Raw genomic sequence first — 15,892 nt, 5'->3', positions numbered from 1 at the left:
ATCTGTTTTCGATATTTATTAAATAGCAATAAAAAAATCGCAATCCAATATTGAAAAGGATTACGGTTTTGTTTAGTATAGGTTATAAAATTTATGGCTAAAGTTACTTCCAACCTGATAGCAAAGTTTTGTCATTTGCAATAGCAGATACTACTTCCTCCCCAGATTTGAAATCGTCATTAAAACAGGTTGACAGATGTTTATTTAAGTTTTGATCAGCACCTCCCTAAAGTTGAATTCTTGGTGCTTATAGTCTATATAACAGCTTCAAAAACCTGCAAAAATTCTTTGGCGATGTATGATAAATGTCGGTCTTTAAGCCATAACAGAGTTGTTCTTGTTTCTAAAGATAACTCATTGATCTCTCTACAAATTATATTCGGATTTGAAATAAGTCCAGTAGCTGGTTTAGGTACAATACCAACTCCCATCCCTGTTTCTGCCCATGATATTATCGATCTGACATCATCACATTCACAAAGTATTCTAGGTTTAAATCCTGCCTTCTTACACGAGCTAACTATCATCAGTTCAAATCTGCGATCTATGATTAGTGGGACATTGATAAGATTAGTTACTGATATAAATTCATTTTCTCCCTGTAAGTATAAATCATCCTTGGATATAGCCATCATCGGATCAAATGGTAAGCTGATTGATTCAAAGATCTCAGAATTAAATGGAGTTCTAACGATTCCAATATCTATTATTCCTTTAGTCAGCATATCTAATATTCTATATGTATCTCCTTCTCGTATTTGAAAATTCAAGCTAGGGTATTTTTCATGAAAAGAATATAGCAATTCTGGTAAAAGTATTCCCCCTGAAGATGGAACAGTACCCACTGATAATACACCTAAGAATTCTTTGTTATAATTTTTTAATTCGTTGATAGTTGTTTCTACTAACTGTAAAATTTGCTCAGCGCGATATTGTAAAAGTTCACCAGCACCTGTTATTTGGAGTTTTTTAGTAGTCCTTTCTATTAGTTTTATTTCAAGTTCCTCCTCAAGAAGCTTCAATTGATGGCTAAGCGGTGGCTGAGCTATGTGCAGTCTTTCAGCAGCTTTGGTTATGCTGCCCTCCTCAATAATTGCAAGAAAATAATTAAGTTGTTTAATATCCAAGAAAATCACTCCTTTGATTTATATTTAAAAAGTATAAATACGATATATTTATAGTATTTTTCATATATATTATACGGTGCTATAATGATGTTGTAAATCAGAATAATTGAAAATCGCGATATCATATTCTTATTAACATAATTTCAAAATAAAATTAAATATAAATTCGGTGGTGATTTAATAATGTCTGATACAAATTTTAATAATGAGCATTTGAATAATAAAACAATTGGAATATTAGGTGGCATGGGGCCACTTGCAACTGATGATCTTTTCCATAAAATTATTATTCTTACAGAAGCTAAGAATGATAATGAGCATATCCATATATTGATTGACAATTATACTGCAATACCTGATAGAACTAGTTACATTTTAGGTTATGGGGAGGATCCTACGAAATACATGGTAGAGGCAGCTATGAAACTTGAATTGATGGGAGCTGATGTCATAATAATGCCGTGTAATACTGCCCATTACTTTTACGATGAAATAGTAAAATACCTTCGTATACCTTTTATTAATATGATTGAAGAAGTTGCTAAAAAAATAAAAAAGGTCAAACCTGACGCCAGTAAGATAGGATTGTTAGCCACAGCGGGAACCTGTAAGTCCGGAGTTTATGATAAGGTATTAAAAAAGTATGGTATTGATGTTATAAAACCAAATGATGCAGATCAGGACAAAGTTAGTGACTTAATATATGGCATTAAAGCTGGACGAACAGAATACAACATGGGCGATATAAATTCTATACTTTCTTTTTTCCAATTGCAGAACATAGATACTGTAATCTTAGGCTGCACTGAACTGCCTGTGGCTTTCCAGATGATGAATATAAAAGGCAATTTTATCGACCCAACTAAAATACTAGCCCAGAGCGCAATTGAAATGGTGGGAAGAAAAGCTATGGATTAAACTTTATAGTATAAGCAACATATGATTAATGCTAATTAGAAGATATAAAACTACATAAAAATAATAGGGGGCAAATATTAATGGATAAAATGAGTATTCAAAGAGAAGAAATAGAAAAAGTATATGGTAAAATCAGCCCATTTGAACTCAAAGACAAGTTAATAAGTCTTGCAGCAGAGTCAAACAAGAGCGGAACGCACTCGCTGCTGGATGCGGGAAGGGGAAATCCTAACTGGATAGCAGCAACTCCTAGAGAAGCATTCTTCACATTTGGCCAGTTCGCAGTTTCAGAAAGCAGACGGGTCTGGAACGAAGGGGACTTAGGGGGAATGCCTGAGAAGGAAGGGATTGCACAACGTTTCAAGCAATACCTCAACAAAAACAGCACCGCTCCAGGGGCAGAGCACCTTAAGAGGATAATAAACTACGGAATAACGATGAAAGGATTCAATCCGGACGAATGGATATACGAGCTTGCAGACGGCATAATCGGGGATAACTATCCTATGCCTGACAGGATGCTATGGCATGTAGAAAAAGTGGTGAACGACTACCTTATACAGGAGTTATGCTATAATGAACCGCTTGAAGGTATTTTCAGGACCTTTGCAGTAGAGGGAGCTACAGCAGGGATGTGCTACGTGTTCGATTCCCTCATCGCAAACAACATGCTTTCAAAGGGAGATAAGATAGCTATCATGACACCAGTGTTTACGCCTTATCTGGAGATACCGCATCTGCCGCGGTATAGCTTTGAAGTGGTGAATATTTCCGCAAACGAAGTGGATGAGCAAGGCAACAGAACATGGCAGTATCCTGATTCAGAAATAGAGAAGCTTAGGGACAAATCAATAAAGGCCCTTTGCATAGTAAATCCAAGCAATCCTCCTTCGGTTGCTATGAAGCCAGAATCAGTTAAGCTCCTGAAAAACATCGTGGATAAGGACAACCCAGACATCATGATCATATCAGATGATGTATACAGCACCTTTGTGGACGGCTTCAGGTCTCTGATGGCTGACCTGCCGTATAATACCATAGGGGTTTATTCTTACTCTAAATACTTCGGAGTCACAGGCTGGAGGCTTGGAACTATTGCTATCTATGAGGACAATGTATTTGATAAACTTCTAAAGGAGCAGGATGAGGATAAGAAAGAGAGAGCAAGAAGAAGATACTCCGGGCTTTCAACTAATCCAGACAGCATAAAGTTTGTAGACAGGATAGTGGCGGATAGCAGACAGGTTGCTCTTAACCACACTGCAGGACTTTCAACACCTCAGCAGGTGCAGATGGCTTTCTTTTCTTTGTTCGCCATAACAGATAGGGAGAATAAGTACAAAAATCTTACAAAGAATATCTGTCGCCGTAGGCAGAAGCTATTGTTTGAAGGGCTGGGGCTTGATGTGAAAAAAGATCAATATAGCGCAGCGTACTATACTCAGTTCGATCTCCTTGAGTGGGCAAGCCAAAACTACAGTGAGGATTTCTCAAAATACCTAAAGGACAACTATAAAACTGTGGACATACTTATAAGGCTTGCAGAACAGTCATCAATTGTGCTCCTAGACGGAAATGGTTTCAATGGTCCGGAATGGTCTATAAGGATATCACTGGCAAATCTCTGCGACGAATCATATTCTAAAATAGGAAAAGTTCTTCATGATGTTATGGAAAGTTATGTAGAAGAATGGACTAAAAATTACAATTAGTTAAGTAGGGCGGCTTTTGAGAACATATACATACATTTTAATACAAAATCCCATAAAATTAATGGAGGTGGCTGAGTAGTACAAACTCAGCTGCTTTTTTAGTTGTATTATTTTTTCTTACCCTGTATAGTTAATTAAATGGAGAATAATGTTTGGGAGGTCATGTCAATGAAAAACATTGGACTTATCTATAAAAACAGAGAAAATCAGGGAGTAATTACTTATTTGGAAAATGCTCTGTATCACATATTTGAAGGGTATATAGAAATAAAAAGTTATTTTATCAGTGAATTGCTGCCCAATGAACAAATTAAAGCAGATGCATATCTGATGGTTTATGAGGATATGATTTATCAGCTTAAAAATCATATATCAAATTTTTATAAATTGATCCTGCTTGGAAGAAGTATAAGAAAAGAATTTCTGCATGCCATGCTGGAAATTCCTAAAGATACGGAAGTACTCGTTGTAAATGATTCCTATGAAACCACCATACAAACCACGTATACACTTTATGAACTGGGTATCAGCCATTTGAACCTAATTCCATACGACAGGGAATCAGCAGCAAGGGGAAAGTACAATGGGATAGAATACGCTATTACACCTAATGAGGAGAGCCTGGTACCTAAAACCATTAAGAAAATAGTAAATATAGGGTATCGAGAAATAAGCTTTGATACATTGTTGAAATTAATGAGAAAGCTTAATCTGGAAAATGATGTGGTAAATCGAAATCTGATTAGGCATTTGCACACCATCGTCGAACCCAACACGGATTATCATGATAATTATTATAACAGTTATCTAAAAGGGAAATTGTTAAATCGTGTTGTTGATAATTCTTTAGCCGTTATCGTTATGCTGAATGAAAATCTGGAAGTGGTTTATTTTAATGAGAAAGCTAATGCCCTATTTGAGACAAATGTGAATGCTCCCTTTGAATATATTGATGCTGAACTTATCCGAGGTGAGGATTTAAAAAATTATCCATTAGTTCTGGCAGATGAAAACTATATATTTGAAAAAACTACCATAAAGCTCATGGATGAGACCATAGGCTATTTATTGAATTTGCAAAGTGAAAAGATATTACATGACATAGAAATCAATTTAAAAAATTATAACGCCAAAAAGGGATTGATTGCTAAACATACTTTTCAGGATATTATTTTTAAGTCTGATTCCATGGCAGAATGTATTGATGTGGCAAAGCAGGTAGCAAAAACAGATTATACAATATTGATAAGAGGAGAATCTGGGACCGGAAAGGAATTAATGGCCCAGTCCATACACAATTATTCTAATAGGAGTAATGCGCCTTTTGTTGCCGTAAATTGTGCAGCAATACCAGAGACTCTTCTTGAAAGTGAACTGTTTGGCTATGAAGGCGGTTCTTTTACGGGAGCACAAAAAAACGGAAAGCTTGGGTTCTTTGAAAAAGCGCATACGGGAACTTTGTTTTTAGATGAGATAGGGGATATTTCAGCCAATCTTCAAACGAGATTGCTGCGGGCGATTCAGGAAAAGCAGATTATGCGGATAGGCAGTGAAAAGGTAATCGACGTGGATATTAGAATTATAGCAGCAACCAATTCAAAATTAGAAGAAGCGGTGCAAAAGGGAAAATTCCGTGCAGATTTATTTTATAGATTAAACGTGATTCCAGTGTTTTTAAAATCCATAAGTCAGAGAAAAGATGATATTTTACCTCTGCTGAAGTTTTTTCTCGGGAAAGCATACAGTAATGTTACTGAGAGCGAGAAAAACTTGCTGGTAGAGTACCAATGGCCTGGGAACATCAGACAGCTTCAAAGTGCCAGCCTGTACTATAAAACACTTGGGAAATTTCCCGAGTATTTGTATGAAATAAAAAGCAGAACGGCCGCTGATTCTTTCGAACCGGCAGGTTCTGCCATGGAAAAAAATTCTGCTGATGAAAGAACACCTGTTGACGTAAATATTGTTTTCCAAAAGGTTTTAACAGAAATCTACAAAGCTACCCAGGCTTATCATGGGATTGGACGCAGTGCAATGATTGGAAACCTGAATATGCAGGGTATTAAAATCAGTGACGGTAAACTGCGGACGATATTGTCTGACCTGGAATCCCAGGGCTTTATATCTATAAAGCGCGGCCGCTGCGGGGCACAGATTACGGAAAAGGGTATCCAATATATCAAACAGGTGTAAGTTAATCTTTTTTAAGAAATAGAATATCATCGATCAGGGACTCAAAACGGACTCTTAAACCAATGCTTTTATGTTCCTCATCGCAGATAAAGGTAAGTGGGATGGATAGCGTGAATATATCTTCTTTTACGTTATCCACTCGGAAGTTACCGGTCCAATAAGGTGTTACAGGTAAAAACATATCCCTATATTTCATATATAACTTGTCACCCTTGGATACTATTGTTAAAAAATCATATCCAGGATTGTAGTATGTACCTTCATATAAGTGAGCCTTAGAGTATGCCATAAGTTGCTGTGACGGCATTTCATTGGGGATGGCATCTGGAAAAATGGAATGAAAGATGTCCACGTGACAATCCTTATAATCTTCCGCCGTAGGTTTCCTGTCATCTCTGAATTTCCAGGTCCAGTCAACCGAAGGAAGATCCAGCAGAGAGTCGATGAGAGTATAGAGAATCGTATGCATGATGGCAATGGTGGGGGAATGAAGGTTCATCATAAGGGAGATTCCAATATCATCATCTGGCATGAAGGCATGTATGGAGGTATATCCTTCGATTTTGCCCGTATGCTTACAAATTAATTTTTCTCTGTATTTACCGGTTTTCCACCCCATAGCATATCCGTCTGAGGGGTATAGTTCTGCATCGGGTCCTATATCATCTGAAAAATCTACCTGTGGGGTGATCATGGCTTGGAAGATATTTTCGGGAATCAATGGAGTACCGTCCTCAGTTCGGCCTTTATTAATCAGGAAAGACAGCCATTTGCACATATCTATTGCAGTACAGTTAACGGATGCTGCCGGGGCGACTACATCTACATTCCAGACGGGAAGTTTGGTAAGTTTGCCGTCTAATACCTGGTATGGATGAGCAAAATTGTCAGAATAGATCATGTCCTTTGCCTGACAATTGGCCGAGGTCATACCTAATGGATCAAACAAATAATTTTGCATCAGACTGGTCCATGATTGTCCGGTTACGGCTTCTGCAATATAACCGATTACAGCATAGATGATGTTGCTGTATTGCGGCCTGCTTCTGAAGGGAGCGCTGGGTTGAAGAAATGAAAAAACCTGGGAGAATTCTTTTAATGTTTTGGGGACGGGCCATATGGCATCATGGCCACCGAGTCCTGTTCTATGGCACAGCATGTCCCGAAGGGTCATGCTGTCAGTGGCTTCTTCATCCATCATTGCAAAGCCAGGAATGTAGTTTGTTACGGGAATATCATAGTCCAATTTCCCTGAAGCCACCAACATGGAAATTATTGCAGAGGTCATGGATTTTGAACAGGAGGCTACACCAAAAAGTGTAGTATCCATTACCTCCAGTTGATTTTCCTTGTCTCTCCAGCCAAAGGTTTTCGTATAAGGTTCATGACCTTTTTTTACAATACTCAAAGATAATCCTGGCACATTCCAGAAATCCATTTCCCGTTGAATAAGCAGTTCGTTGACAGCTGTCCTGTTTTTCATATTGATTAGTACCTCCTAATTGATAATAATTAATATAAAATAATGCAATTATTATACCAATAAAAATCCTCCAGTGGAAAATCAAAATATTACTGTAACATTACATATAGTATCATATATAAATAGTGTAAAATTGGATTTAATAGGATTAAAAAAGTTTTTTTGCTCGTAATGCTTGCAGATTCTGCTTTTTTTCAATCATTATAAATTGGCACTATTTTTGCAATATCTTAATATATAGTCGCAGACTACAATAATATTAAGGAGGAAAAATTATGAGTTCAAAAAGTAATTTGGATGCAACAGCCAATGAAGTTGGATTTAAAAAGGAAATCGGCCTCTTTGGCGGTGTGAGCATCATTGGCGGAATCATGATTGGTTCAGGAATTTTTTATTTAGGCTCATACGTATTGGAGCGAACTCACATGAGCATGGGATTAGCCCTGTTATGCTGGATTGTTGGAGGTATCGTATCTTTGCTTGGAGGATTGTGCTTTGCAGAATTAGGAGCATCAAGTCCAAAATCCGGTGGTATGGTTGTTTATTTGGACGAAGCCTATCACCCAGTTGTAGGGTATATGTTTGGTTTTACAAGCTGGTTGCTAAGCGGTGCAGGCTCTATTGCTGCTTTGGCTATTGCATTGCCAACTGCCTTGAGAGGCTATTTGGATTTATCCGATGTTTCAATCAAAATAATCGCTGTGGCACTCATTATTTTACTAACAGGTTATAATTCATTAGGAATAAAACAGGGAACTATTTTGCAAAATGTATCAATGGTTGCAAAATTAATTCCTATCATTATTATTATTGGTGCAGCTATTTTCCTGGGACAGCAGCATCCTGACCTGACTCTGTTGCCTGCTGACGGAACAGAGGCCAGCTTTAGTGCAATCATTGGTATGATTGCTTTTGCCACAGTAGCTACTTTATGGGCCTATGAAGGCTGGACTAACTTGAATTCTCTTGCGGAAGAGATGAAGGACCCGGCTAAGAACTTACCAAGAGCATTACTGATTGGTATCGGTGCTATCACCATTATCTATACTTTGTTCAACTTTGCAATTTATAAAGTTCTTCCCCATACAGAAATCGTCAGCATGATTGGAGACGGAAACCTCTATCTTGGGACAGAAGTAGCAAAACGTGTATTTGGCGGCATCGGTGGAGGCCTGGTACTTGCAACCATGCTGATTGCTATGTTCAGCTCTTTAAACGGAATGATTATTACATTCCCGCGTAACTACTATGCTATGGCAAAAGAAGGACATTTCTTTAAGAGTTATGGAGAACTACATCCTAAGTACAAGGTGCCTACAACCGCTTTAATTGGTCAGGCAGTTATCTCAATAGTATTAGTTCTTTTAAGAAACCTGGATCAGCTCACATCTCTGGTAGTATTTGCAGGAATGCTGTTTAACGTACTTTGTGTAGTAGCAGTTATTGTTTACAGAAAGAGATACCCGAATTTACCTCGTCCATATAAGGCTTGGGGATATCCGGTTACTGTTATTATTTCCACGCTTTTGTTCTTCGGCTTGATGTTAAATACTTTGATGGAGGATTCGTTTACCGCTTTAATTGGTTTAGTAGTGCCGGCTACAGGAGCAGTGGTTTATTTTATATTTGACAGGAAGCTAAAGGCAGGAAAAAACAGAGTATAGATGAGGAGGCATAAGAAATGGGTTTACCTAAAGATTGTGAAGTTAGCATTCGAAGCAGATTTAAAAAAGGAGAGAGAAATCTGATTACAGATGTTCCCGGTGTAAAAGTAGGGCATGTGACTTTAAAAGATATAGAAGAAGATATACATACTGGGGTTACAGCCATTTTACCCCATACAGGAAATCTTTTTAAAGAAAAAGTGTTAGCTGGAAGTTCTGTGATAAATGGTTTTGGTAAAAGTGTGGGGCTGGTTCAGATTGAAGAATTAGGAAATATTGAGACACCGATTATCATGACAAATACATTTGGAGTGGGAACGGCCATGAATGCATTGACAAAATATATGTTGAAGGATAATGAGGATATCGGAACGACCACAGGCACAGTAAACTGCGTGGTTACAGAATGCAATGACGGAGAACTGAATGACATCAGAGGGATGCATGTGACAGAGGAAAATGTATTACAGGCATTGGAAAATTGTGGGGATGTATTTGAAGAAGGTGCGGTGGGATCCGGTACCGGCATGATTTGCATGGGCATCAAAGGCGGGATAGGGTCGGCTTCCAGAATCGTATCTTGCGATGGTAAGGATTATACGATTGGAGCTATTCTGATGTCCAATTTTGGAATGTCCGGAAATCTGATGATAGATGGCCGAAGAATTGATACAGAGCATACAGTGCCTAGAAGCAAGGCTGAAAAGGGATCGGTTATTATCATCATTGCAACAGATATACCTCTCAATGAGAGACAGTTGAAGCGTGTGGCAAAACGAGCCACTGTAGCTTTGAGCCGAACTGGTTCCTTCCTTGGAAACGGCAGCGGAGACATTGCAATTGCGTTTTCCAACACCAATATAATGCCCCATTACAGTGAAAAAAATATTATTGATACTAAAATGTTCCATGATGATGCAATAGACAAAGTATTTGAAGCAACGGCAGAAGCGGTGGAGGAAGCGGTGATCAGTTCGATTTATCATGCAGAGACTGTGAAGGGCATCAGAGGTAAAGAAGTATTTGATTTAAAAGAATTTTTATAGGATGGATGAGAGGATAAAGATGAAAGTATTTATCAGCGCCGATATAGAAGGCGTTACTGGTGTTACCAGTTGGTGTGAAACGAGATATGGCGGCCAGGGGTATGAAGCGGCCAGCAGGCAAATGACTCTGGAGGTGGGGGCGGCATGCAGAGCGGCCATGAAACTGGGCTACGAAGTGGTCGTTAAGGACGGACATGAAGATGCTTTAAATATCGATGCGACACAATTGCCAAAAGGTGTACAGTTAATTCGGGGCTGGATGACCACTCCGGCATCTATGATGGGTGGCCTGGATGAGAGCTTTGATGCAGCTGTTTACATTGGATACCATTCTCCTGAAGGAAGCGATGTAAGTCCATTAGCGCATACCATTGAACATGATTTATTCAACTGGATAAAAATTAATGGAGCGTTAGCTTCGGAGTTTTTACTGAATGCACTTTGGGCAACAGCTCATGGGGTTCCCTCTGTGTTTCTTTCGGGAGATGACGGTATGTGCCGTCTGGCCAAAAAAAGCCATCCTGGAATTTTTACCGTAGCCACCAAGAAGGGGATTGGTAATGCTGTATGGAATATTCATCCGGAAGAGGCGGTAGAAAAAATCGAAAAAGGCGTGGAAAAAGCATTGGAAGCTGGAATCGAATTAATGCCCATTGAAAAAGAATATAATATGATTATTAATTTCAAAGAGCATCAAAATGCCAGAAGAGCATCATGGTATCCGGGAGCTAAACAAACGGGTAGCAATACGGTGGAATATACAGCAGCAACACCTTGGGAACTAAGTGTTGCACGCATGTTCATGACAGAAATATAGATGTTTTTCATTTGTCAATAGTAAATTTAAACAAAATAAGGTTTTTAAGTGTAAAGACATTGCACCTTTGTTTTTCTGTAATTGCAGGAAATCTCTACAAATATATTGCCCCTACTGGTGTAAAAGTAGAATTCAAAGACAATCCAAAGACTTTAGTCCAAATGAAAGCATGACCAGAGCCATGTTTGTAACAGCAATCGGCAGACTGTATGAACGTTCTTATGGAAGCATTTCTGGAAATGGAAGAGTTTCAGCAAAACCCGTGAACAAATGGCAATCATGATGCTAAATTTTGCAGCCTACCTAAAAAAGACGGAGGCTACTAGCAGTTCCCTTGCGTATGTGGATAGCGCAAGCATCTCAAGTTGGGCAACGGATGGCGCTAAATACTGCCAGGAAACAAAAGTGATAACAGGTAGAGAAGGGAGTAGCTTTATACCGCAGGGAAACGCTACAAGAGCCGAAGTAGCGGCAGTAATCACTAGATTTATTCAAACCATTGTGAAATAGCCAAAGATGTTAGATAATATGAAGACAGTCGTAACTTTTTAAACAAAGGCGACTGTCTTTATTGTTTTGGATAGTGTAGGGTATACAATTTATGGCTAAAGTACCTTCCAACCTGATAGCAAAGTTTTGTCATTTGCAATAGCAGATACTACTTCCTCCCCAGATTTGAAATCGTCAAAGGTACCTTTGTTAATTTCGTCGATGGCTTTACTTAAAAGTTTTTCGTAATATTCTTCAGGGGTTAAATCCGTTGTGGATTGGATAAAAGCCTCTTGAGATTCAGTAGAGGCTAGATGTGCATACTCGTCTTTTATTTGGTCTATGAGTTTATCACGCTTCATATAATTTACTCCTTTTCATAAAAAGTGTTTTTCTCTTGAGAATGGGGTTTTCGGTCAATTATTCCTTAATATTGATTTATTATTTGCTGATGAAAGAATTTTATTCAGATTTGTATTAGATATGAACCTAGAATGTAATTTTGAATTTGTTGTAAAAGTCTTCTCAAAGGAGTAAAATTAAGAAGAAGGGGGGCACGTTATGGCTAAAGACGATAATATGCTGGCAATTCTGTGGATGCTGAATTCAGGCGTAAAAATGACTGCAAAACAAATATCCCAAAAATTAGAAATAAATATAAGGACAGTTTATCGGCATATTGATGCACTATGTGCCAGTGGAGTGCCTATAATATCCGCCCCAGGTCATAATGGCGGGTATAGCCTGCTGAATAATTTTATCAGATCACCTCTGCTATTTGATATGGAAGAAAAAAAGGCACTCCTTCATGCTGCTGTTTTTGCAAAAGAAGCTGGATACCCTTTGAGTGAGGCATTAGGTAATGCGACAGCCAAATTGAAAATGTATTCGAATCAGGAACAGGAAAGTATACTGAATCATCATTTAGCAGGATTTGAAGTTATGAGCCGCATGGTAATTCCTTCCATTCGGCCGATATTGGCGGAATTGGAGCAGGCTGTAGCAAACGAATTCTCTGTAGAAATTGATTATCGCACAGGCCGTGAAGAGCAATCCAAGAAGAGGGTGATAGACCCCTATGGCATGGTGTACTGGAATAATAAATGGTATATTGTTGCATTTTGCCACCTAAGGAATGAGATCCGCAGCTTTCGGGTAGAGCGGATTCTACGAATCAAGCGTACTCAAATAATATTTAAGCGTCCCGAAGCTTTTTCGGCCCGTAAATTTTTTATGAAAAACCTGTTACCTAATTTAGTGGGTAAGGAGGGGTTAATTTCTTTAATTATCGGAGGCAGGTCAGAGGCGTTGGATGAACTATGCATGCATTGGTTTTTAGGGCATCATCTGAAAGAGCGAACATCTAATCAAGCCATCTTTTTATTTGAGGAAAAATCAATTCAACTTTATGTCCCTTATTTTCTTCTATCCTATGGTAAATCCATTCAAATAATCGAGCCACAGAGTTTGAAAGAAAGACTTGTTGCTATTGCATCAGAGTTAATGGAATATTATCAACTTTAATAGCTTCACTGACAGTAGATGTCAGTGAAGTTGTTTTATTATGTAGTAGATATCGTTATTATGAGGATAATCAAGGATTACCAATAGATGGTATTCCTTGATGAATAAAATAAGGAGAAATTGCAAAATGAATAATACAGTATATCTTTATGTGTTTGACACAATGTCAGACTGGGAAATAGGTTACTTAACTGCCGAGCTGAACTCGGGAAGATATTATAAAAAGGGACTTGAACCATCAAGAATAGTAACTGTTGGAATTGAAAAGACGCCTGTAACAACAATGGGTGGATTGAAAATACTGCCTGATATCAAACTGGATGAGTGTAGTATGGAAAGCACAGATGCATTGATTTTACCTGGTGGAGATACATGGACAGAAACAATTCACCAGCCCATCTTAAAAATCGTCCGGAGGTGTTTAAAGGAAGGCGTATTGGTTGCAGCAATTTGTGGTGCTACAATAGGACTTGCTCAGGCAGGATTGTTGAATTCACGTTGGCATACAAGCAATGATCTGGAATACCTTAAAATGATCTGCCCCACTTACACGGGCGAAAAGTATTACAAAATGGAGTCTGCTGTGACTGATGGAAAGCTGATCACTGCATCTGGAATAGCTCCGCTGGAGTTTTCTGTACACATCTTGAAAGCAATGGGTGTGTTTTCTTCAATAACATTAGACGCTTGGTATAGTCTTAATAAGACTCAGGAATCCAAATATTTCTATGAGTTGATGAATTCAATTCAATGAGGTGTACAACTTTTATAACTAAAAGAACTCTTGTTCTAATCTTTAATGTTTGATATAATCAAACTAGTTAGAAGGCAAGCAGATTTAGTCTGCTTTAACATGGAAACTAATTATTAACAAATAAATTTTAAGGAGGCGACCGGAGAACAAACATGAAGAACAGAATCTATTTTGCCATCGACTTAAAATCGTTTTATGCTTCGGTCGAATGTATGGAACGGGGCCTTGATCCGCTGACCACAAACCTTGTTGTTGCAGATGAAAGCCGTACTGAAAAAACTATCTGCCTAGCCATTTCTCCTTCTCTTAAATCATATGGTATTCCCGGTAGACCGAGGCTGTTTGAGGTTGTGCAGAAGGTTAAGGAAGTAAATGCAGCACGGTTATATAAGGCACCAGGACGAGTCTTCTCCGGAGTTTCTTTCAACGATATTGAACTGAAATCCTCGCTGAACATAGGACTGGACTATATTGTCGCTCGGCCGAGAATGGCGCTCTATGTAACATATAGCACGCAAATTTACAACATTTACTTGAAATACGTTGCACCTGAAGATATCCATGTCTACTCTATTGACGAGGTATTCATTGATGCTACCAATTATCTGAGCACCTACAATCTTTCAGCTCGTGAGCTTGCCACAAAAATGATTTTGGATATTCTTAAAACAACGGGCATTACAGCATCAGGAGGAATAGGCACAAACTTATACCTTTGCAAGGTAGCTATGGATATTCAAGCAAAGCATATTCCGGTGGATCAAAACGGTGTTCAGATTGCTGAATTGGATGAAATGAGCTATCGTTCCTTGCTTTGGTCTCATCGACCTTTAATTGACTTTTGGCGTGTTGGCAGAGGGTATACCAAAAAGTTGGAGGAAAAAGGTCTCTTTACCATGGGAGATATCGCAAGATGTTCTCTCGGCAAGCCGAATGATTATTACAACGAGGATTTACTATACAAGTTATTTGGCATCAATGCGGAGTTATTAATTGACCATGCATGGGGTTGGGAGCCATGCACAATGGCTGATATCAAAGCGTATAAACCAAGTACCAACAGTATTGGATCGGGACAGGTACTTCAATTCGGTTATCCTTTTGACAAAGCGAAGCTGGTGGTGCGGGAAATGACCGATTTGCTAGTCCTTGATTTGGTGGATAAAAGACTTGTGACGGACCAGCTCGTTTTATCGGTCGGATATGATATTGAAAACCTCACAGACCCGACGATAAAGAAATTATATAATGGACCAATTACGAAAGACCACTACGGACGTTCTGTCCCAAAAGCAGCCCATGGCACCATAAATCTTGGCAAACAGACCTCTTCAACGAAGATCATCTTGGATGCAGTCATGGAGCTATTTGAACGCATTGTTGACAAAAATCTTCTGGTCAGGAGAGTGAATATTGCAGTGAATCATATTGTTGATGAGGCAACCGTTCAGAAGAAGGACAGCATTGAACAACTTGATTTCTTTACCGATTATGCGGCTGTACAAGCAAAAAAGGAGGAAGAAGAAGCCGAGTTAAATCGAGAAAAAAAGATGCAAAAAGCTCTGCTGGATATAAAGAAGAAATACGGCAAGAATGCCATTCTAAAGGGGATGAATCTGGAGGAAGGCGCTACTACATTAGATCGAAACAAACAGATTGGAGGGCACAAGGCATGATAAAGACGTATGACGATATGATCCATCTACCGCACCATATCTCTACTAAACACCCTCATATGGCAGTCAGCGACAGAGCCGCCCAATTTTCTCCCTTCGCCGCTTTGACTGGCCATGATGCCGCCATCAAAGAAACTGCAAGACTGACTGATGAGAGAGTTGCCATAGACGAATATATGAAAGATGTTTTGAACAATAAGTTACGGATCATCTTAGATCGGATTAAAGAACATCCCCAAATCGCAATCACTTACTTTCAGCCGGATGAAAAGAAGAATGGTGGATCCTATATTACAACTTCTGGCACGGTTAAAAAGATAAATGAATATGAAAGGATTGTCTTTATGACTGATGATACAGAGATTCCTATTGATGAAATAAGCAGCATAGACGGGAATATATTCGAAAATATGTAATAATGAAATTAGTTATTATATGTTTGGGTTTACAATCAAAGTCCTGTATTTGAGATAGATGAACAAGAAGCTG

General features: G+C 38.6%; 14 protein-coding genes. 11 read left to right on the top strand and 3 right to left on the bottom strand.

The features are described from left to right. Positions 1-254: 254 nt before the first annotated feature. Positions 255-1,127: a LysR family transcriptional regulator gene (locus tag RTW14_RS09735; protein WP_312650199.1), complete on the bottom strand. Its 873-nt coding sequence runs from the start codon at positions 1,125-1,127 to the stop codon at positions 255-257. A 183-nt stretch (positions 1,128-1,310) separates the two neighbouring features. On the opposite strand from RTW14_RS09735, the gene RTW14_RS09730 reads away from it, so the two are divergent. The 3 genes from RTW14_RS09730 (at position 1,311) to RTW14_RS09720 (ending at position 5,950) form a co-directional block, all read left to right on the top strand. After that, positions 1,311-2,045 carry an aspartate/glutamate racemase family protein gene (locus RTW14_RS09730; RefSeq protein ID WP_312650196.1) on the top strand — a complete coding sequence of 245 codons (735 nt, stop codon included), beginning with the start codon at positions 1,311-1,313 and terminating at the stop codon, positions 2,043-2,045. An 80-nt stretch (positions 2,046-2,125) separates the two neighbouring features. Beyond that, the gene (gene aspD / locus RTW14_RS09725; protein ID WP_312650192.1) at positions 2,126-3,757 is read left to right on the top strand and encodes an aspartate 4-decarboxylase; all 1,632 of its coding nucleotides are present in this window, start codon (positions 2,126-2,128) and stop codon (positions 3,755-3,757) included. Between the two features lie 168 nt (positions 3,758-3,925). Then, a complete protein-coding gene (locus RTW14_RS09720) occupies positions 3,926-5,950 on the top strand; it encodes a sigma-54 interaction domain-containing protein (RefSeq protein ID WP_312650189.1) in 2,025 nt (674 codons plus the stop codon). Between the two features lies 1 nt (position 5,951). Here the strand turns inward: RTW14_RS09720 and RTW14_RS09715 are convergent, their stop codons facing one another. After that, positions 5,952-7,433 carry a serine hydrolase gene (locus RTW14_RS09715; protein ID WP_312650186.1) on the bottom strand — a complete coding sequence of 494 codons (1,482 nt, stop codon included), beginning with the start codon at positions 7,431-7,433 and terminating at the stop codon, positions 5,952-5,954. Between the two features lie 275 nt (positions 7,434-7,708). Here RTW14_RS09715 and RTW14_RS09710 point away from each other — a divergent pair, with 275 nt between their 5' ends. From RTW14_RS09710 to RTW14_RS09695, 4 genes are all read left to right on the top strand, one after another. Then, entirely contained in the window at positions 7,709-9,097 is a 1,389-nt protein-coding gene (locus RTW14_RS09710) for an APC family permease (RefSeq protein WP_312650182.1), read from the top strand. A gap of 17 nt (positions 9,098-9,114) precedes the next feature. After that, a complete protein-coding gene (locus RTW14_RS09705; protein ID WP_312650179.1) occupies positions 9,115-10,143 on the top strand; it encodes a P1 family peptidase in 1,029 nt (342 codons plus the stop codon). A gap of 1 nt (position 10,144) precedes the next feature. Continuing rightward, on the top strand, positions 10,145-10,960 hold the full coding sequence (locus tag RTW14_RS09700; protein WP_312650175.1) for a M55 family metallopeptidase: 816 nt from the start codon (positions 10,145-10,147) through the stop codon (positions 10,958-10,960). A 279-nt stretch (positions 10,961-11,239) separates the two neighbouring features. Further along, positions 11,240-11,470 (top strand): S-layer homology domain-containing protein, encoded by a 231-nt coding sequence (locus RTW14_RS09695; protein ID WP_312650171.1) that lies wholly within the window; start codon positions 11,240-11,242, stop codon positions 11,468-11,470. A 95-nt stretch (positions 11,471-11,565) separates the two neighbouring features. Here RTW14_RS09695 and RTW14_RS09690 read toward each other — a convergent pair whose 3' ends face one another. Further along, positions 11,566-11,811, bottom strand: a complete 246-nt coding sequence (locus RTW14_RS09690) for a hypothetical protein (protein WP_312650168.1) — start codon at positions 11,809-11,811, stop codon at positions 11,566-11,568. A gap of 199 nt (positions 11,812-12,010) precedes the next feature. On the opposite strand from RTW14_RS09690, the gene RTW14_RS09685 reads away from it, so the two are divergent. The 4 genes from RTW14_RS09685 to RTW14_RS09670 all read left to right on the top strand — a co-directional run bounded on the left by RTW14_RS09685 (position 12,011) and on the right by RTW14_RS09670 (position 15,819). Beyond that, on the top strand, positions 12,011-12,973 hold the full coding sequence (locus RTW14_RS09685; RefSeq protein WP_312650165.1) for a helix-turn-helix transcriptional regulator: 963 nt from the start codon (positions 12,011-12,013) through the stop codon (positions 12,971-12,973). A gap of 127 nt (positions 12,974-13,100) precedes the next feature. Beyond that, entirely contained in the window at positions 13,101-13,727 is a 627-nt protein-coding gene (locus RTW14_RS09680) for a type 1 glutamine amidotransferase family protein (protein WP_312650162.1), read from the top strand. A gap of 152 nt (positions 13,728-13,879) precedes the next feature. Then, the gene (locus RTW14_RS09675; protein WP_312650159.1) at positions 13,880-15,403 is read left to right on the top strand and encodes a Y-family DNA polymerase; all 1,524 of its coding nucleotides are present in this window, start codon (positions 13,880-13,882) and stop codon (positions 15,401-15,403) included. Then, on the top strand, positions 15,400-15,819 hold the full coding sequence (locus RTW14_RS09670) for a hypothetical protein (RefSeq protein ID WP_312650155.1): 420 nt from the start codon (positions 15,400-15,402) through the stop codon (positions 15,817-15,819). The genes RTW14_RS09675 and RTW14_RS09670 overlap by 4 nt, the downstream gene beginning before the upstream one ends. Positions 15,820-15,892: the final 73 nt, after the last annotated feature.

The sequence above is a fragment of the Aminipila sp. genome (assembly GCF_032051575.1).
Lineage (GTDB): Bacteria > Bacillota > Clostridia > Peptostreptococcales > Anaerovoracaceae > Aminipila.
This window is presented reverse-complemented; position numbering and strand designations above follow the sequence as displayed.